The 18,669-nt window shown below is 57.1% G+C and carries 23 protein-coding genes; 6 read left to right on the forward strand and 17 right to left on the reverse strand.

What is annotated here, in order from left to right:
* The first annotated feature begins 209 nt into the window (after positions 1-209).
* On the forward strand, positions 210-905 hold the full coding sequence (gene queC / locus KGA96_RS03725) for a 7-cyano-7-deazaguanine synthase QueC (RefSeq protein WP_223466290.1): 696 nt from the start codon (positions 210-212) through the stop codon (positions 903-905).
* Positions 906-956: 51 nt separating this feature from the next.
* Here the strand turns inward: queC and KGA96_RS03730 are convergent, their stop codons facing one another.
* A complete protein-coding gene (locus KGA96_RS03730; protein WP_223511617.1) occupies positions 957-1,829 on the reverse strand; it encodes a queuosine precursor transporter in 873 nt (290 codons plus the stop codon).
* On the reverse strand, positions 1,822-2,418 hold the full coding sequence (locus KGA96_RS03735; RefSeq protein WP_223466288.1) for a helix-turn-helix transcriptional regulator: 597 nt from the start codon (positions 2,416-2,418) through the stop codon (positions 1,822-1,824). The genes KGA96_RS03730 and KGA96_RS03735 overlap by 8 nt, the downstream gene beginning before the upstream one ends.
* Positions 2,419-2,867: 449 nt before the next feature.
* On the opposite strand from KGA96_RS03735, the gene KGA96_RS03740 reads away from it, so the two are divergent.
* Positions 2,868-3,215, forward strand: a complete 348-nt coding sequence (locus KGA96_RS03740) for a DUF6124 family protein (protein WP_223466287.1) — start codon at positions 2,868-2,870, stop codon at positions 3,213-3,215.
* Between the two features lie 68 nt (positions 3,216-3,283).
* Positions 3,284-3,538 (forward strand): hypothetical protein, encoded by a 255-nt coding sequence (locus KGA96_RS03745; RefSeq protein WP_223466286.1) that lies wholly within the window; start codon positions 3,284-3,286, stop codon positions 3,536-3,538.
* 110 nt (positions 3,539-3,648) lie between these two features.
* On the opposite strand, the gene KGA96_RS03750 is transcribed toward KGA96_RS03745, so the two are convergent.
* The 3 genes from KGA96_RS03750 to KGA96_RS03760 all read right to left on the reverse strand — a co-directional run bounded on the left by KGA96_RS03750 (position 3,649) and on the right by KGA96_RS03760 (position 5,230).
* On the reverse strand, positions 3,649-3,936 hold the full coding sequence (locus KGA96_RS03750; RefSeq protein ID WP_223466285.1) for an addiction module antidote protein: 288 nt from the start codon (positions 3,934-3,936) through the stop codon (positions 3,649-3,651).
* The gene (locus KGA96_RS03755) at positions 3,933-4,238 is read right to left on the reverse strand and encodes a type II toxin-antitoxin system RelE/ParE family toxin (protein ID WP_218475880.1); all 306 of its coding nucleotides are present in this window, start codon (positions 4,236-4,238) and stop codon (positions 3,933-3,935) included. The genes KGA96_RS03750 and KGA96_RS03755 overlap by 4 nt, the downstream gene beginning before the upstream one ends.
* 89 nt (positions 4,239-4,327) lie before the next feature.
* Positions 4,328-5,230 carry a LysR family transcriptional regulator gene (locus KGA96_RS03760; RefSeq protein ID WP_223466284.1) on the reverse strand — a complete coding sequence of 301 codons (903 nt, stop codon included), beginning with the start codon at positions 5,228-5,230 and terminating at the stop codon, positions 4,328-4,330.
* 73 nt (positions 5,231-5,303) lie between these two features.
* On the opposite strand from KGA96_RS03760, the gene KGA96_RS03765 reads away from it, so the two are divergent.
* The 3 genes from KGA96_RS03765 to KGA96_RS03775 all read left to right on the forward strand — a co-directional run bounded on the left by KGA96_RS03765 (position 5,304) and on the right by KGA96_RS03775 (position 8,608).
* Positions 5,304-6,626 (forward strand): MFS transporter, encoded by a 1,323-nt coding sequence (locus KGA96_RS03765; protein ID WP_263286869.1) that lies wholly within the window; start codon positions 5,304-5,306, stop codon positions 6,624-6,626.
* 78 nt (positions 6,627-6,704) lie between these two features.
* Entirely contained in the window at positions 6,705-7,970 is a 1,266-nt protein-coding gene (locus tag KGA96_RS03770) for an AAA family ATPase (RefSeq protein WP_223511635.1), read from the forward strand.
* On the forward strand, positions 7,967-8,608 hold the full coding sequence (locus tag KGA96_RS03775; protein ID WP_223511644.1) for a retron system putative HNH endonuclease: 642 nt from the start codon (positions 7,967-7,969) through the stop codon (positions 8,606-8,608). Before KGA96_RS03770 ends, KGA96_RS03775 begins: the two co-directional genes overlap by 4 nt.
* A gap of 107 nt (positions 8,609-8,715) precedes the next feature.
* Here the strand turns inward: KGA96_RS03775 and gspM are convergent, their stop codons facing one another.
* The 12 genes from gspM to KGA96_RS03835 are packed head-to-tail and all read right to left on the reverse strand — an operon-like array spanning position 8,716 to position 18,648.
* Positions 8,716-9,147, reverse strand: a complete 432-nt coding sequence (gspM, locus tag KGA96_RS03780; protein WP_223511645.1) for a type II secretion system protein GspM — start codon at positions 9,145-9,147, stop codon at positions 8,716-8,718.
* Positions 9,144-10,250: a type II secretion system protein GspL gene (gspL, locus tag KGA96_RS03785; protein ID WP_223511647.1), complete on the reverse strand. Its 1,107-nt coding sequence runs from the start codon at positions 10,248-10,250 to the stop codon at positions 9,144-9,146. The genes gspM and gspL overlap by 4 nt, the downstream gene beginning before the upstream one ends.
* Positions 10,247-11,098, reverse strand: coding sequence for a type II secretion system protein GspK (locus KGA96_RS03790; protein WP_223465754.1), 852 nt, complete (start codon positions 11,096-11,098; stop codon positions 10,247-10,249). The genes gspL and KGA96_RS03790 overlap by 4 nt, the downstream gene beginning before the upstream one ends.
* Complete coding sequence (locus KGA96_RS03795; RefSeq protein WP_223511649.1) at positions 11,095-11,637, reverse strand: type II secretion system protein GspJ; 543 nt, start codon at positions 11,635-11,637, stop codon at positions 11,095-11,097. The genes KGA96_RS03790 and KGA96_RS03795 overlap by 4 nt, the downstream gene beginning before the upstream one ends.
* On the reverse strand, positions 11,630-12,013 hold the full coding sequence (gene gspI, locus KGA96_RS03800; protein ID WP_223465756.1) for a type II secretion system minor pseudopilin GspI: 384 nt from the start codon (positions 12,011-12,013) through the stop codon (positions 11,630-11,632). Before gspI ends, KGA96_RS03795 begins: the two co-directional genes overlap by 8 nt.
* Complete coding sequence (gene gspH / locus KGA96_RS03805; RefSeq protein ID WP_080925289.1) at positions 12,006-12,473, reverse strand: type II secretion system minor pseudopilin GspH; 468 nt, start codon at positions 12,471-12,473, stop codon at positions 12,006-12,008. The genes gspI and gspH overlap by 8 nt, the downstream gene beginning before the upstream one ends.
* Before the next feature lie 3 nt (positions 12,474-12,476).
* Positions 12,477-12,932 (reverse strand): type II secretion system major pseudopilin GspG, encoded by a 456-nt coding sequence (gene gspG / locus KGA96_RS03810; RefSeq protein WP_223465757.1) that lies wholly within the window; start codon positions 12,930-12,932, stop codon positions 12,477-12,479.
* Between the two features lie 3 nt (positions 12,933-12,935).
* Positions 12,936-14,144: a type II secretion system inner membrane protein GspF gene (gene gspF / locus KGA96_RS03815; RefSeq protein WP_223511654.1), complete on the reverse strand. Its 1,209-nt coding sequence runs from the start codon at positions 14,142-14,144 to the stop codon at positions 12,936-12,938.
* Positions 14,145-14,147: 3 nt separating this feature from the next.
* The gene (gene gspE, locus KGA96_RS03820; RefSeq protein WP_223511663.1) at positions 14,148-15,620 is read right to left on the reverse strand and encodes a type II secretion system ATPase GspE; all 1,473 of its coding nucleotides are present in this window, start codon (positions 15,618-15,620) and stop codon (positions 14,148-14,150) included.
* A 4-nt stretch (positions 15,621-15,624) separates the two neighbouring features.
* On the reverse strand, positions 15,625-17,544 hold the full coding sequence (gene gspD, locus KGA96_RS03825) for a type II secretion system secretin GspD (RefSeq protein ID WP_046039661.1): 1,920 nt from the start codon (positions 17,542-17,544) through the stop codon (positions 15,625-15,627).
* Positions 17,545-17,552: 8 nt separating this feature from the next.
* The gene (locus KGA96_RS03830; RefSeq protein WP_223511671.1) at positions 17,553-18,095 is read right to left on the reverse strand and encodes a hypothetical protein; all 543 of its coding nucleotides are present in this window, start codon (positions 18,093-18,095) and stop codon (positions 17,553-17,555) included.
* A 4-nt stretch (positions 18,096-18,099) separates the two neighbouring features.
* Positions 18,100-18,648, reverse strand: a complete 549-nt coding sequence (locus KGA96_RS03835; protein WP_223511876.1) for a cytochrome b — start codon at positions 18,646-18,648, stop codon at positions 18,100-18,102.
* Positions 18,649-18,669 lie beyond the last annotated feature (21 nt).

Here is an 18,669-nt window from a genome sequence, read left to right on the forward strand (position 1 = left end):
AGCCCCCTTTGGGGTCGCTGCGCGCTGGAGCGCCAGCCCGACCCCGCAAGAGCAAGCTCCCTCGCCACAAACATTGTCCCGCAATGAAATGACATAAACGGAAACCGGAGTACGTAAATTCGGAAACGTCCCACAGCCAGCGTTTGAACTTCCCGGTAGGGTCAATGCCCCCAGACACCCCGTCAGGGCATCCCAGGGAAGACCGAACCATGACAAAAAAGGCGGTTATCGTTTTTAGTGGCGGGCAAGACTCAACGACCTGCTTAATCCATGCGTTACCGAAGTACGACGAAATTCACTGCATTACGTTTGACTATGGCCAGCGCCATCGAGCGGAAATTGAAGTGGCGCAGCAGCTTGCAAATCGACTTGGCGTGACCGCTCATAAAGTATTGGACGTGTCAGTGCTCAATGAGCTGGCTATCAGCAGCCTGACACGCGACAACATCCCAGTGCCTAGCGCAAACAGCGCCGACGGCGGTGTACCAAACACCTTCGTACCAGGCAGGAATATTCTGTTTTTAACCTTGGCATGTATCTATGCCTATCAAGTACGTGCTGAAACGGTAATAACTGGTGTTTCTGAAACAGAATGCTCCGGCTACCCTGACTGTCGCAATGATTTTGTTAAGGCCTTAAACAACGCCACTGACTTGGGAATGGATTACAGCGTTCGCATCGAAGCTCCTCTTATGCGGCTAAATAAGGCAGAAACTTGGGCTTTGGCTGACCATCACGAACAACTTGGTTTGATCCGCGACCACACATTGACTTGCTATAACGGGTTAAAGGGAAGTGGTTGTGAAAACTGTGATGCTTGTAACCTTCGGGCAAATGGACTTAGTGAGTTCCTAATAAATCAAAGCGAAATCATAAAAAGCCTAAAGGCAAAAATAGACCTATAAGTACAACCTAACGCAAGGGTCGTGAGCAATCAACATCTAACGGCCCTTACGCTATTTATCGTACCCACTAGTCACATACCTTTTAAACAATGATCTTGCTCCGTAGGCCGGAAAAACATTAAATACAGCAAAGCACATCTTTACAGCTATCTGAGCAAACACAACATTGAGAATGTCGTTGCTTTGCATAACGCCATAAAACGCAATATAACAAAAAAGAAAGCTATCTATTATCACCGCAAAAAAAGTACTGAAAAAAACTCGCAGAAATAGAAACCTGGAGTTCGTCAGCTCTTTTATCTTACACAACAAGTAAGTATTTATGTATTCAGAAAAAAGAAACGACACTGAAGACGCTACTAAAACAGATGACACCTGAGCAACAATTTCAGAATATGACGCATTAAGTTTCCAATCAGGCAATTCCGGTAGATACATGACGGCATTTAGCAATAGCACAATGAAAGCGTTGCTAACAAAAGCAAATATCAACGCTCTTCTTGCCAATCTAAGCCCATATGCTTCATTCAACAAATCAACTATTAAAAACGTCAATGGATAAAGAAATACAGCAGGAGGAAGGACCAGATCAAACATCTGAAAATAAACAAGCTTTGTCGCCGCAATATTTGTAAAAACGTAAAGCGCAAGCAGGAAAACGTTGAGCGCAACATAAATCATCCATGATCGCTCATGACGATCTTGCATTTCATAGGTGGTCAATGCTGCTCCAGCCGAGTAATATTTTTTGTACAAGTCTTTAACTTCAGACTTATTCAAGTTATCTATAATTTCGCTCTCCAGCACTTCACCCAGCTTAACCTTAATGACTTTTCCAGTAGAGATAACCATAATTACAGCTAGACTTTTATTACTCTCAAAACCTAGCAACTTATACTTGCTGTTCTCACAATCACTACCCATTAAATCTTTCCTCTATTATTTCACCTACAACACGAACAACATCTGACTCAACACAACATTCAGATGTTATACGCAGCCTCTTGATCTCGGCGTCGTACACCAACTGCTCTTTACCGCAAATCGACAGCCCCTTCTTTACGATCAACAAGTCTCCCGAGTCATTTATACCGGAAATTTCATTTTCCAGAAGAACACCTATTAAATTGCAAGCCGTTCCAAAATAGTATGTCAATGGGTAAATCGTGCAGAGCTCGCCAATTCTTTTATCCAAACTCCGAATCAAATCGCTTTCCTTGATCACAGGAACAGCGGCCGGGTTCATATTCCCTTCCGGAGAAACATCACTTTCAATTATTTCTCTCTCTTCAAAATCAACAGTTTCTATCTCTTTATATGACACACCAAAAAAATCAGAAATTTTGCGAATCGTCGACTGCTGAACGTTTACAACCCGCCCTTCGAGAATGTTGTATATCGTAGTTCTGGTCAAACCACTGGAATTACACAGCGACAGCTGCGTCTCCCCACGGCTTTTTATCAAGTATTTGATATTATTTTTCAAATTTTCCGTCTTTTCTTTTTTGTACATCAACCTTACCACTCACATTTCCGATTACATCAGGTAGCCACTACGGCTTGACCGCTACCGAGGCTTTTTGTGAGAGCAGCATCCTACATAGCGAAGCACGGCACAAAAGCAAATATAAAAATACGCATGACAACCGTTAAATAATATTTCCGTCGAGATACTTCCGACATCCCAATCGGAAAATACCCACAACAATCTCTCATGGACTTAACCTACAGAAAAAACCTACACAGACAGGAAAAACCACAACACTTAAAAGCAATGCCAGACAATTCCTACACACTGCAAATTACGAATCATTTAATTGCACAAATGTTCATTTTCTTGATTAATAAATCCGAATTTTCTGGTAATACTTCCACCTGCATACCACCCGAGTCCAACTATTAAAAACTGCTGCTGAGCAGCATTGGTTTGATATTTTCTTAAACTCTGCAGGGAGTTCCATGATGAAAAAAACCACCCCCAGTCCGTCGCAATCCCCAGACCTTCCACCCGCTGACTTCGTCGAACTGTCCAAACTCTCCGAGATCACCGAACGTCTCGTCAGTGCTCGACTGCGCAACCCGGACCGCCCCGATCCCATCAGCCACGTGTTCACCATCGTCCCGAACATCGACACGGAGTCCCTGCTCTGCCATGCCTGCGAAACCCTCGCCTCGCTGAATGTCATGACCACCGATCTTGCCGGCGAACTGGAAGGCTCCCGCCGCAATGTGGCGCTGGCCATTCAGCAACTCGCGGTGCTAGGCGAGTTACTGGTAAACCGGGCGTTAGACAACCTGGACCCGCCTTAGGGATCGCCTGAAGTTCGCCAACCGCGAGCACCCTGTGTTCGCGTACTTACCACTGGAGGTTTTTTGTCATGGATCGATATATGCCTATCACTGGCATCGACTGCAAAATTGCATCGTTGGTGATCGACACCCAAGCACCGCTGGACGTCTTGCACGAAACAGCGGCCTACCGCATTCGCACCGCGACTCAACTGCTGGAAAGCCTTGCGTTTGACGAAGGCATTTACAGCGAACTGGCGCGGGTGCTGGTCACTTCATTGCGTGATGGCTGCGATTTGATGGATGTCATCGGGCGACGATTGCAGAAGCAAATTTCGGTGTAGCTCGTACACCAGACACGACAAAGGGCGCCTTGCGGCGCCCCTTCACAAACAGGTCGGTTTTGTATCGGCCGAGGAGACTTACTCAGACCTGCATCGTTTTGCACAGCTACTCACGTGCTAGCGTGTAGCTTCAAACCTAGAGCCTTGATGACTTTAAGAATGGTGCCGAACTCCGGATTCCCTTCACCCGACAATGCACGGTAAAGGTTTTCCCGAGAAAGCCCCGAATCGCGGGCGACCTGAGTCATGCCGCGGGCACGTGCAATGGTCCCGAGAGCTTTGGCGATGAATGCTGGATCATCTCCCGCTTCCTCCATGCAAGCGTCCAGATAGATAGCCATGTCCTCTTCGGTCTTGAGGTACTCAGCAGAGTCCCAGCGAGTGAATTGTTCGGTCATGGGTTTTGCTCCTGCCAGGATTTCGCAATAAGCCTGGCTTGTTTGATATCACGAGGTTGGCTGCTTTTATCTCCACCACACAGGAGAATGATCAACTGACGGCCTTGTTGCATGAAGTAGATCCGATACCCAGGACCATAGTCGATTCGTGCTTCACTCAATCCATCTCCGATAGCTTTGACATCTCCAAAATGCCCGTCAGCCATGCGGTCAATCCGCACCTGAATACGCATCCTGGCGCGGCTATCGGCCAGCTTTGTTAGCCAGCCTGAAAATGTAGAACTTCGAAGGATCTCCGTCATGCGCGAAGTGTAGCGCTTGAGCTACACCCACTCAATACCGAGTTCTGATCATTCGATGTTCGGTAGTCAGAGCAAACCATCGCAGACAGTCACGCCTTCGACGGCTCAACCTTGCGCGTCAGCAACTCCACAAACGCCCGCGCCATCGCCGACTTCTGGTCCTTACGCTGCACCAACCACACCGCCGACACCGCCGCCGGATCGAGCAACGGTCGATAGACCACGCCGTCAATACGCATCCGCTGATAAGACGCCGGCATCACCGAGACGCCAAGACCCGCAGCCACCAACCCGATGATGGTCATCGCCTCGCCAGCCTCTTGTGCAAAATGCGGAGTGAAACCGGCATCCCGCGCCAGGCTGAGCAACTGCGCATACAGGCCACTGCCATAGCTGCGCGGAAAAAACACAAAGGGCTCAAGCGCCAGGGCTGACAGAAACAAGCCCTCTTCGCTGCCCTCTACCAATGGGTGCTTGGAGCTGAGCACCGCAACCAGCGGCTCGCGCATCAATTCGACCACACTGAGGCAATCCGGCAACACGAGCGGGCGCATGATGCCGACTTCAATCGACTCGTCTACCAGCGCATCGGCCACCTGGGTGCTGCTCATTTCCCGCAGGTTCAGGTGCACCGCCGGGAAGCGTTGGCGGAAAGAGAAAATCGCCTGGGGAATGGTCGAGTTGAAGGGTGCCGACGAGGTGAAGCCGATTTTCAGTTCACCCAACTCCCCCAGTTGCGCCCGTCGCGCGACATCTGCCGCTTTGTCGACCTGCGCCAGCACCAGCCGAGCCTCTTGCAGAAACAGCCGACCGGCCTCGCTCAGCTCGACCCGACGATTGGTACGCTCGAACAACCGCGCGCCAACCTCCTGTTCCAGCGCCTGAATTTGCTGGCTCAGCGGTGGCTGGGAGATGCCCAGCACCTGTGCGGCGCGGCCGAAGTGCAGTTCTTCGGCGACGGCGATGAAGTAGCGCAGATGACGCAATTCCATGGAAACCCCATTAGGTCGTTAAAGCTATCAAACAGGTCGAACAATATATTGGATTGAATCATTAGCCAGCTATATGCTTTTTTCATTACCTGACCGGCTGCGTCCTCCGAGGTCCCACGTGAAAACTGCTGTCGCCCCACTCGCCCATGAAGTTCCTCCCGCAGCACCGGACGCTATCGCCGCTGAGCTGGCGGAGATCTACATCGAAAAAGGCACCCCGGCGTTCATGCGCACGGTGCTGGCGTTGTTCTGCGGCGGCTTCGCGACTTTCGCCCTGCTCTACTGCGTGCAGCCGATGATGCCGCTGCTGTCCCACGAGTATTCCATCAACGCGGCGCAGAGCAGCCTGATCCTGTCTATCGCCACCGGCATGCTTGCCATCGGCCTGCTGATCACCGGCCCGATTTCCGACCGTATCGGGCGTAAACCGGTGATGGTGGCCGCACTGTTCGCCGCTGCGCTGTGCACCATGGCCAGTGCGATGATGCCGAGCTGGCACGGTGTGCTGCTGATGCGTGCGCTGATTGGGTTGTCGTTGAGCGGTCTGGCGGCGGTTGCGATGACCTACTTGAGCGAAGAGATCCACCCACAGCACATCGGCCTCGCCATGGGTTTGTACATCGGTGGCAACGCGATTGGCGGGATGAGCGGACGCTTGATCACCGGGGTATTGATCGACTTCGTCAGCTGGCACACGGCGATGCTGGTGATCGGTGGCCTGGCGCTGATTGCCGCGGCGGTGTTCTGGAAAATCCTCCCGGAATCGCGTAACTTCCGCGCCCGCTCGCTGCACCCGCGCAGCCTGCTCGACGGTTTCACCATGCACTTTCGCGACGCCGGCCTGCCGCTGCTGTTTCTTGAAGCCTTTGTGTTGATGGGTGCGTTCGTCACGCTGTTCAACTACATCGGCTATCGCCTGCTGGCCGCGCCGTACCACATGGAACAGGCCTTCGTCGGATTGCTGTCGGTGGTGTACCTGTCGGGCATCTACAGCTCAGCGAAAATCGGCTCGCTGGCCGACAGACTCGGTCGCCGCAAAGTGCTCTGGAGCACCATCGCGCTGATGATCGGCGGCCTGGCCCTGACGATGTTCACGCCATTGCCGCTGGTGATCATCGGCATGCTGATCTTTACCTTCGGCTTCTTTGGCGCCCACTCGGTGGCCAGCAGCTGGATCGGCCGCCGCGCCACCAGGGCCAAGGGGCAAGCATCGTCCTTGTACCTGTTCAGCTACTACGCCGGGGGGAGCATCGCCGGTACGGTAGGTGGCGTGTTCTGGCACCTGGGCGGCTGGAACGGCATCGGGTTGTTCATCGGCACGCTGCTGGTGGTGGCGCTGCTGACGGCGTTGAAACTGGCGAAGTTGCCACTGCTGCCGGGTACAGCACAGGTTTAGCCATAACGGCGCCCTAGCGAGAACCGTGGACCGAGGTACACTGACGGTATTCGTCAGTCTTGGTAAAGGAAAGCCAGAATGCGTCTGGACCGTCTCCACATTCAGAATTTTCGTTGCTACGAGGACGCCACTTTCGACTTCCAACCGGGTTTTAATCTGGTAGTAGGGGTGAATGGGAGTGGTAAGACTTCGTTGCTGCAAGCAGTAGCCCTATGCTTCAGAAACTTCCTTAATTCAATGGGAAAGCAATCTTCGCAAATCCCAGATGAAGATGTACGGTTTGTCATTCAAAAATTCGATGACCGCCTTCGATTTGAGAGAGCCTATCCACTCAATGTTAGTGCAACAGGCACCGCCTTCGGCTTTAAAACCTGGAGCATCTCTAAAGATCGCAATGGTGTTTCTGGAAGTTTCGACGTTGAAATTAACATAGCAATCTCTAAACAATTGGAACTTATAGATAACGGAAGCACCGTCGAGCTTCCGTTAATTGCATTGTATCGAGCTGATCGCAGGTGGCTTTCTAGCAAGACCTCTGCTGAGTCCGCCGTCAAGCAACAATCATCACGACTTGATGCATACTTAAACTGGCTTGACGCAGCGGCAAACCTTCAAGAATTTGAAAACTGGATAATCGGTAAAACCTTAGAAAGACTACAGAGAATGTCGCGTTCCGGACCTCGCAAAAATTTCGACGACGAACTGCAATGGGTGAACTCTGCACTAAAAGTTGCACTACCAGAATCGCAAGGCATTGAGTACGACCTAGAACTACGCAACTTAGTCGTAAATATTGGAGGCAAGTCGTTCCTCTTTAGTGATTTAAGTGACGGGCAGCGGGGAATGATCGCGCTTGTTGCCGATATTGCACGGCGCATGTGCCTTTTGAATCCTCAATTTGGAAGCAAGGTACTAGAGTTGACTAGCGGAATCGTCGTCATAGATGAATTAGACATTCACCTTCACCCAGCGTGGCAGCGCAGCATAGTGACGACGCTCAGGAACGCATTTCCTAAAATTCAGTTCGTTGCGGCCAGCCACTCTCCTCAAATCATCGGCAGCCTAAAGCCTGAAGAAGTCATTGTACTGAATGACGGACATTCATCTCACCCGCGCGTCACGTATGGTTTAGACTCAAGCAGCGTGCTTGAGGAGGTCATGGATGTTGCTCAGCGCGAACCCAAAATTGAAGCGTTGCTCTCTGAATTGTTCTCCACTTTGGAGGACAACAATCTCGAAAAAACTAAATCGTTACTCCATACACTCAAAAAAATAGCCCCCGATTTACCTGAGTTTCTAAGAGCCGAAGCCTTGCTTAAGCGCAAGGAGATTATTGGCCGATGAAGCGAGTGATCAAAGGAACTGAGCCAGCTTTATTTACCCAGTGGAAAGCGTTAGCGAATGAAGGTTGGACACCCTCTTACTCGATACTACGCAACCCTGAAAAACAAGCTCTTCACGATAGCTTGCTTCGCGAGCAAGGCTATGTTTGTTGTTACTGCGGAAACAAAATTACTCGTGAGTCCAGTCATGTAGAGCATTTCCGGCCGCAACATCACTTCGTTCACTTAGATCTTGAGTACACCAACCTTCACGCCTCCTGCCAAGGCGAAACCGAAGATCCAAAACCTGCACATTGCGGGCACAGTAAAGGCAATAAATTCGACGAAAACTCCAATGTATCTCCTCTGGACGAGGACTGCGAAAGCCGATTCAGGTTTACGTTGATCGGCCGCATAGAGGCAACGGATACCGACGAACCTGCTGAGAATATGATTAACATTCTCGCCCTCGATATCAGTTTTTTGAACAATCGGCGTAAAGAAAAACTGGAAGGCATCTTCGATAATGAGTTTCTGGCTAGCTTTGCCATAGAAGAACTCGAAGCAATTATTCAACGATACCGCCACCCCCGAGACGGCCAGTATGAAGCTTTCGACCACGTCATTGCTCGCTACGCAGAACAGCTCTTGGGACGCTGAGACGCTGAAAACGAATAAAAATAACGTCCGGTACAAACCGGACGTTCGTTTCATTAAGCAATGATTACTCCGGTTTTTTCGTCAACAACTCATGTACTACGACACAACTACCTGAGCACCACCCGCGCCTCCAGGGCATCGTCACGCTTCTCCAGCGTCAGGGTTTGCAGCGCGACTCCATCGCGCTCGATCCCATCGAGCCACTGCATCAAGGGCTGCGCATTGCCATTGAGGGTCACGCGCAGCAGATCACTGTCACTCTCCATCTGACGGATCTCCAGCCCCGCCGCCGCAGCGCTTTCGCTGATGCGCAGTGAAAGCGGTTTTTCGCTGTCGACGGGGACATGGCTGCGCGGCAACGCCTGTTGCAGTTGTGCGGCCAGCCCCGCCTGCTGTTGGTATTGTCGCTCGGCTGTTTCCAGCCGCTGCCGGGTCGGTTGCCAGATCAGGCTGAAAGCCACGACAGCCAACAAAAAAGCCCCCAGCACCTGCAACAGCCGTTGTTCGCGCTCGGAAATGCGTCGCCATGTCTGCTTCATGCCTCGTCCTCCACGGTGAGGGTGGCGTGCACCCGGTCAGCGGTTTTATTTGCGCTATCGAGCCGGACGGGCATGCCTTGTTGTCGTCCGCGTTCCCGCAACTGCTCCAGCTCGGTAAAGCCGCTGGCGGTCAGCTGGATTTTCCATCCTTCGCCTGCTCGAAACTCGATGCGCTGGACCTCGACCGGGCTGGCGCCAATCACCTGCTCAATCAACCGGACCAGCCCGGCAATGCGGGTGTTTTGCGACTCCACAGGCTGGCTTTGCAGGGCCTTGAGTTGCGCTGACATATCGACGATGCGGCTTTGCTCCGGGTAAAGCGCCTTGAATCGCTGTTCATTCTGGGTGGCCAGGCGGCGGGCTTCGCTGTCGAGGAAGCGGATCCGCGTTTCGCTGGCACCCCAGGTCAACAGCGCCAGCATCAACAGCGCCCACCCGCCGGCACGCCAGGGCAGACGCTTGCCCCGTGGGGCGAATGCCCCCTGCAGCAGGTTGATGGCCCGGGTTGGGCGGTGGGTCAGGCATTGGTCGATGACGGCGGGGGCCTCACGCTCATCCAGCCATTGCATGTCCTTGGGCAATAACGGAGTGAGCAGAGCCAGGTCGTCTTGCGATATCGCGAGGCGCGCCGACAGGCCTGCACCCAACAACCAGCGACCGAGCCACCATGCGCCGCACGGCTGATCGCCGGACAACAGATCGGCATCGACGAACACCCCGCGCACCTCAATACCCGCCTCGCGCAGCAAGTCGAGTACGGCGGCCAACCGTTCGCGGTCAATGACCATGACCGGGTAGCAGCCGTCACGATCACGAGCGCCAACGCTCAGATGCACAACTTCCAGCGCGTCACTCAGTTGATCTTCCACGGCGTAGGCCATGGCCTGGGCTTCGGGCCTGCGTCGCGACGGCCATGGCTCGCTGCGAACCCAACTGCACATTTCCATGGGCAACAGCACATCAACTACCTGCCCCTGCAATGCGGAGGCCGCCTGATTCAGCGGCATCGGCAGGCGTCGAAGGGTTGGCGACCACAGGACGCAGGGCCAGAGGCCCGATGGTGCGTCTTGCCCCTCGGCGGTCAGGTAAAGCCAAGTGTTCATCGCGGTCTCTCGTGGCTACTCATGGGAAGAAAACGTCGTTGCAGCACCGTCAGTTGTCGAGTCTTGGGGTCGTGTCCGACATCCGTGGCCAAGTGCAGTTCGCGCCCGTCCCGGGTCACCTGCACCCTTATCCGATACCAGCGGCTTTGGGTGCCAAGCCCGTGACTGCTCAGGCCCTGCCCGGAGAGCAACGGGTCCTGGGTAAACGCCTGGACGCTCGCCCAGGGCATTGTTGCCGCCTGATGCGCCAGCGCATCGGCGGTCGCGGCGTCCACCTCGCCGAGTGTTCTCAACAGCAGCGCCGGTGCGGTGTTGATGTTCAAGGCGGTGTCGGCGGGCAGCAGCGCCACCCAGGGTTCCAGCCGCTGCAGCAGGCGAGCGTCAATGCCAGGCAGCAAGCGCAGTTGGCTCAGTTCCCCCAGCGGCCCGACCTGGCTCAGTTGCAGAGGAGGCAGTTCGAGCAACTCGAGCAGGCGCGCCCAACGGTTGAGGGTGACCTGATCCACCTGCCCCTGGCGTAACAACCCATTGAGATTGAAGCGTCCGGCGAGGTCATCGATATCGATTCGGATCTGCGCATCTTCAACCTCGAAACCCGGTGCCATGGCCGTCCAGCCTTGAATCCGCTCGACGGGTTTTTTTGCGTCCTGCAACGCGTCGCGCAACAGCAACAACGCCCAGGTTTCCCCGCCCAATGCGAGTTGCCGCAGCTGTATTTGCTGCAACTGTTGCCCACTGCTTTGCAGCGAAAGGTGATGGCTGCGCAACACGCCACCAATGATCAGCAGTGCCAGGCTCATGACCAGCAATACACTGATCAACGCAATGCCGCGTTGGCGCCCGTTCACGGCAATGCACCCGGCATCGGCAACACCCGACGAATCGATTCGAAGCGCCCGACAGAGACTTGCACCTCCAGCGCCATGAGCGCCTTCGCCTCCTGCCCGTCCACCCAATGAGCGACCCAGCCGGACTGGCTGTCGAACAGACGCCAGCGCAACTCACGAACGCCTTCGAGCAGTTTTTGCCGCTGCACCAACTCCGTACCTTCGCCCTGGCTTTCGCGCCACAGCACGCCGCCGTCGAGTCGATAGGTCAGCATCTGGCGCTCACTGCGCGGCTGGTCCAGAGGATTGCGCCAGTGACTGCGCTGGAACTGCAAAAGCGGCGCTGCGAGCACCACCGGCTGTGCGGTGACGTGCAGCAGATCCCGCTCGATCACCGCCATCGCTCGTTGCAGGCTCCTCAGCTCTCGCTCGTGGGCCGCCGTGCCCTGTTGCACTCGCAGCACGCTATCGAACAAGCCCCAACTGGCCAGCCCCAGCACGGCGAAGATGGCCATGGCGATAACCAGCTCCAGCAAGGTGAACCCACGCTGCCTAGTCATGAACCGCAAGTATCCAGCCACTGGCACGATGCAAGGCGTGCGCACTGTTCGCCGGGCTGACCTGAATGTCGACCTGGAGCAAACGCGGATCGCCGGTGGCGCTGATGTGCTGTTGCAGCACCCAATCGCGCTGATCCATGGACACGATCTGTTGTTGCTGGCCGGCCGCCAAGCCGGATTGCAGGCGTAGCTCGTTCAACCGGTTGTCCGCCAGCCACGCCGCAAACAGTCGCTCCTCAACAGCGCCGCGCTGCTTCACCGCGTATTGACTGGCCGACAGCATGGCTGCCGCCAGTGTCGCGAAGACCGCCAGGGCCACCATGATCTCCAGCAGCGTGAAGCCACCCATGGACGACAAGGATGACCGGCTAGTCATCGATCGCCACCTCGCCGATGCCATCGCCGGACAGGCTCAGCCAGGTCCTGTTGCCGGACTCGAATGCCAGCGTGAAGGCACTGGTTTCATCGTTGCTGAGCAACAGCAACTGCGGGGGGCCTTCGTCGGCGCCCAGCCCTGCCCCATAGCCGTCCTGCTGCAAACGTACTCGCACGTTCAGAGGCCAGTCGGTCAGTTCCTTCACCGGCTCCCATCCACGAACACCCAGATGCATCACCCGGTAGCCATCGGCACTCAGGCGCAGGCCATATTCCTGGCCTTCGAACACCGCACGCTCACGCAGTTGATGAATCACCTGCACCATCGCCTCGGCTTCCTGCTTGACCTGACGCGCGAGATTACCCCCACCGGCAAGGCTCACCATGCCCAGCAATATGCCGACCACGACAATCACGACCATCATTTCCAGCAAGGTAAACCCTCGGCAGCGGTAGCCCACGGATCAATGGCCCCAATTGCCGATTTCGGCTGCAAACCCTTCGCCGCCCGCTACGCCATCGGCGCCCAGGGAATACAGGTCGTAAGTGCCGTCTACCGATCGCACACCCGGATTGAGGTACTGATAAGGCGTGTTCCACGGGTCGACCGGCATGCTCTTGAGGTAACCCTGAGGGTTCCAGCCCCGTGCCGCGGGCAGTCCGGAGGGACGTTTGACCAACGCTTCCAGGCCTTGCTGGGTCGAGGGGTAATGGGCGTTGTCGAGGCGGTACATTTCCAGGGCGGTGGCGATGGCCTGGATATCGATTCTGGCGGCAGTGACCTTGGCTTGATCGGGGCGGCTCATGAACTGTGGCACCACAATGGCCCCCAGCACGCCGATGATGACCACCACCACCATGATTTCGATCAGGGTAAAACCGCGTTGCGCACGGGAAAGGTTTTTGCGGACAGGTTGCATGGATCAATTCACCAATTGGTTGAGGCTGAGAATCGGGAGCAGGATGGCCATGACGATCAGCAGCACGACGCCGCCCATCAGCACCAGCATCGCCGGCTCGAAGAGGCTCACCACCAGCGCAATGCGCGCGGCGAGGCTGTTTTCCTGTTGTTCGGCGGCCCTGGCCAGCATGCGGTCGAGCTCGCCGGCACGTTCGCCGCTGGCGATCATGTGCAGCATCATCGGCGGGATGTCGCCGCTCAGTTCCAGGCCGCGGGTCAGCGTTCCGCCTTCGCGGACCGAGCGGGCGACATCGACCATCCGCGCACGGATGGTCAGATTGCCGATGACCGCGGCAGCAATTTCCAGGGCGTCCACCAAGGGCACGGCACTTTTGCCGAGGATTGCCAGGGTGCTGGCAAACCGTGCGGCTTCCATGGCACGCAGCACTTCACCGAGGACGGGCGCATTCAGCACCCAACGATGCCAACGCAGACGCCATTTCGGTTGCTGCCAGCTCCAGCGCCACAGGCCGAACAGCGTCGCCAGTACGCTCATCAACAACAGGAAATGGTCGCGCAGGCCGTTACTCACGCCGATCAGCGCCTGGGTCAGCCAGGGCAACGGCTGGCCGCTGTCGACGAAGATCTTCACCACATCCGGCACCACATAACCGAGCAGAAAACCGACGATCGCCACACTGGCCAACATCAGGATCAACGGGTACACCAGAGCCATCTGGATCTTTTGCCGCGAGGCCTGGCGGGCCTGGGTGTAGGCCGCCAGTTGCTCCAGCACTTGGCCCAGATGCCCCGAGCGTTCTCCAGCGGCCACGGTGGCGCGGAACAACTCGGGGAAGGCTCGTGGAAATTGCCCCAGTGCCGAGGCCAGGGCGTGGCCTTCCATGACCCGGCTCCTGACCGCCGAGAGCAAGCCCGCAACCTTGCGCTTTGAGCTCTGCTTCGCCACCGCATCGAGCGCTTCCTCAAGGGGCAGTCCGGCCTGAACCAGCGTTGACAGTTGCAACGTCAACAACGCCAGATCAGCTGCGCTCAGGCTTCCTCCGCGAGGTTGCCTGCCTGTGCCACTGCCGATCCGGACTTCGGTCAACACACGCGGCCACAAACCACGCTCACGCAACAACTGTCGCGCATGGCGGGGTCCATCGGCCTCCAGCCGTCCCTTGCAGGATCGTCCCTGGGCGTCGTGGGCGCGGTAGTCGAAGGTCGGCACCGGTCAGTTCTCCTGGGTCACACGCAGCAACTCATCGAGGCTGGTCAATCCTTCCAGCACTCGCTGGCGCCCGTCCAGGAACAGGCTGCGCGAGACCTTGCGCGTTTCGTCGACGAGGATTTGCTCACTGGCGCCCTGATGGATCAGCGCCGAGACTGCGGGTGTTACGCTGATCAGTTCGTAAATGCCGATACGTCCGCGATAGCCGTGCTGGCACTGTTCACAGCCCGAGGCCTTGAACAGGGTGTGCGGCGTGCTCGTGTCGAACCCCAGGCGCTGGCAGGCCGCCGCATCGGCGAGGTACGCAACCTTGCAATGGGGGCACAAGGTGCGCAGCAGACGCTGGGCCAGAATGCCCACCAGCGAGGACGCCAGCAGATAGGCATCGACGCCCATGTCTACCAGCCGTGTGACCGCTCCGACCGCACTGTTGGTGTGCAGGGTCGAAAGCACCAGATGCCCGGTCAAGGACGCCTGGACAGCGATCTCAGCGGTTTCGCGGTCACGGATTTCGCCAACCATCACTACGTCCGGATCCTGGCGCAAAATCGCCCGCAGGCCCCGGGCGAAGGTCATGTCGACCTTCGGATTGACTGGCATCTGGCCGACACCCGGCAGGTGATATTCGATCGGGTCTTCGACCGTGAGAATGTTGCGGGTCTGGTCATTCAGGCTGCTCAGCGCGGCGTACAGGCTGGTAGTCTTGCCGGAACCGGTCGGCCCGGTCACTAGCAGAATGCCGTGGGGCTTGCCCAACAGATGACGCAGGGCCGCGAGGGTATCGTCCGGCATGCCCAGCCGATGCAAATCCAGCCGCCCGGCCTGCTTGTCGAGCAAGCGCAGCACCACCCGTTCGCCATGGGCCGAAGGCAGCGTCGAGACCCGCACATCGACTTCATGCCCGGCCAGGCGCAAGGCCATTCGCCCATCCTGGGGCACGCGTTTTTCCGCGATGTCCAGGCGCGCCATGACCTTGATCCGCGACACCAGCAGCGTCGCCAGTTCGCGCTTGGGCCTGAGCATTTCACGCAGTTGGCCATCCACCCGCATGCGCACCGACAGGTACTGCTCGAAGGTTTCCAGGTGCACATCCGAGGCATGCTCACGCACCGCTTCACCGAGCAGCGCGTTGATCAGGCGAATGATCGGTGCGTCGCCCTGTTGCTCCAGCAGGTCGGCGGTTTGCGGGACCTGATCGACTAGGCTGAGCAAGTCCAGTTCTTCGTCCAGCCCCTGGGCAACTTGCTCGACCGCACTGTGCCCCTCGCGATAGGCCGCCGCCAGGCGCGAGGCGTACTCATCGGCCCCGACGATTTGAAACGGCAATGCCCGCCCGCACACCCGGCGCGCTTCCGCCAATGCGGTGAGCGGCGCATCACTGCGCAGGGCAAGACGCAAGTCGTCGCCGTCATGCTCCAGCAACACACCAAAACGCCGGGCGAAGCCGAAGGGCAGTTGCTCGCAGAGTTCGCTCATGGGTTCACTGCGCCTTGCCGCGCAAATCGAATACTGGCGCGTCGCTGGCCGACTCGAACAACCCGCGCGCCTCGGATGGCAGCAACAGCGAGTTGTTTTCCCCCGCCCCTGATTTGCTCAAGTCACGCAGCGCGTTGTACCGCTGCTGGCTGACCTGGGACAGGTCTTCCTTGCTGCGCACGATGGTCGGGCGCAAGAACACCATCAGGTTGCTTTTGGTCTGGGTGTCGCGGCTCCAGCGGAACAACGCGCCGAGGTAGGGAATGTCTCGCAGCAGCGGCACGCCGCTTTTCTGGGTACGCACGCTGTCCCTGATCAGGCCGCCGATCACGATGATTTCGCCATCGTCGGCGAGGATGGTGCTCTTGAGCGCTCGCTTGTTGGTGATCAGGTCCGAGGAGTCGATGCCCGATACCGACGGTGCGATGTCCGACACTTCCTGCTCGACCTCCAGGCGCAACGTCGAGCCTTCGTTGATGTAAGGCTTGATCTTCAGGCTGATGCCAACGTCCTTGCGCTCGACGGTGGTGAACGGATTCTCCGCACCGTTGCTGTTGGTGGCGTAGGAACCGGTCTTGAACGGCACGTTCTGGCCGACGATGATCTCGGCTTCCTGATTGTCCAGGGTCAACAGGCTCGGCGTGGACAGCAGGTTGCTGTGGGTGTTGCTGGCCAGCGCCGAAACCAGCGCACCGAAGCGGTCACCGCCCAGTTGCAGGATCGCCCCTTCTGGCGCTGATCTCTTCTCGTCGAACTTCAGCCCACCGACGATCGGAATGTCGGTGCCGGGAAAGTTGATGAAGCCCTTGGCGTTGCCTGTGTTGAGGTTCCACTGCACACCAACGGCCTCGGCGATGTCGCCGGAGATTTCGACGATGGCGGCATGGATCAACACCTGAGCCCGTGGCTGGTCCAGCTGACGCACGATGTTTTCGATGGTCCGTACCTGGGCTGGTTCGGCAATCAGCACCAGCGCGTTCTGGCTTTCATCGGCCTTGATCATGAAGGCTGCACCACCAGATGAATCTTTGGCGCTGCCGACGGTGGCCACCTGTTTTCTGCCCTGCCCCATCGACTCAAGAATCTCGGCCAACTGCTTGGCATCGCTGTGACGCAGGCGAATCACCCGGGCATTGTCGAGGGTCGTGGTGGCCGGCGTATCCAGACCTCGGGCCAGCTCGATCAGGCGCTGGCGAACGACCGGCGGGCCAATGAAAATCAGGCGATTGGTCCTGGTGTCGGCCAGTACCTGTATCGCTGAATCGGCATTGCGCTTGCCCATGGAGGCCTCGATCACCGGCGCGACATCGCCCGCCAGGGCATGCTTGAGCTGGACCACCGCGTACAGGTTGTTCTGACCGGAGTCCAGTTCGCGGATCACCCGGGCGATGCGCTTCACATTGGCAGCCGTATCGGTCAGCACCAACGCGTTGGCCGACACCGAAGGGCCGACATAACCATTGGCAGAGACCAATGGCCGCACCAACCCGGCAATATCAGTGGCGCTACCGGTGTTCAAGCCGATGACTTCGGTCACGAACTGCGACGCCGTGGTGGTTTTGACCGTGCCCTGGCCGGCACGGGTCTTGGCCTCGGCGACGGGGGTGATGAGGATCCGGTCGCCCTCATCGATCACCGTGAAGTTGTGGGCATCGAGCACCGAATAGAACAACCGGCGCACCCCTTCACGATCGAGGGCCTGCCGGGACATGACCGTGACTCGACCGGAGACTTTGGGGTCCAGCACTACGGTGGTCCCCAGAATGTTGGAGATCTCTTCGACGATGTCGCGCAGCTCTGCGTTGTTCATCGCCAGTTGCCACTTTTCTTCCTCGGCCTGAAGCGCGCCATGGGAAAGCGTTACCACCATGGCGACGAAAAAAATCACCGGTCGCAGTGCTTGCGCACCGAGAAAGCTATTCATGAACTTGATCACTCTGTCGACCCGGCAAGCGGGCTAAAAAAACGCGGAGAAACGCTGGGCACTTGTGGCTTGCCGTGGGGATCGAGTCGTTGCAGAAAACCCGTCGCGGGAGGCTGGAGCGTCAACAGTTCCTCTCGGCCCTTGCTCCACAACACCGCGTGATCGGGCTCGACGCGACGCAAGACGCTGCCACCGGGCAAGCGCTCGCCGACCTGGTAGATGCGCGCGCCTTGCGAGTCCGCCAGCAGCACCCGGGACAAGCCGTGGGTGACGACGAAGCTTGCCTTCAAGGTCAGCGGTTCCGCGCTCGGCAGCAATTCGGCACCCGTGGTCAGACCGAGCACCGTTGCAACCGCCGTTGCGTCGAGCGCTTGAGGGGGTGCGGGAGCGGCTCGCGAGGCCGCGAGCGGTGCTGGCAACACCAACTGTTCGCGATAGCGCCACTCCTGCCAGCCCAGGAATGCCCCGTAGACCAACGGCACGACCAACAGGCTCGCCTTGCCCAGGAGCAAGGCCAGTCCGGTCAAGCGCTCGCGCGAAAACATCACCATGGCCTCACTCAAGTCGCCCGGGCCCAGGCTTGCCGCACAGGCGCAAAGACATACGTCGCAGCACCCGGTGGTTGCAGGCCTCATGCACGATAACGGCGCCGATGTGGACGGCCAGCAGCAGCGACAACACCACACACGCCCACGTGTGGACCTTGACGAACAATTCGATCAGTCGTGGATCGCTTAACGGCTGAGCGATCTCGATAACCCCGAATACATTGATCGGGCGATCCATCATCAACACGCCGGTCACCAGAACGGCACCGACGATGAGGTAAATCGATGAGTGCACGAACAGTGCGAGCACCTCGACAAGCGACAACGACCTCAGGCCCGAAAAACGGGTATGAGTGAAAAACAGAAACAGGCGCCACAGGTAAAACGGTATGAACACAGTCGTCAGCGAAACATTGAAGAACGCAACCGACTCCCTGGTGTGCGCAGACACCTCGAAACCGGCCGCAAGAAAACCGGACAGCAAGGTCCACAGGATCACCGCCGCAGACAACCAATGCAGCAGTACGCGCTGTCTGGAATAACCTGAAACCGTCATTTTCAACTCGATCAACGTCAT

Origin of the sequence: Pseudomonas sp. GL-R-26 (assembly GCF_019947365.1) — a bacterium.
GTDB lineage: Bacteria > Pseudomonadota > Gammaproteobacteria > Pseudomonadales > Pseudomonadaceae > Aquipseudomonas.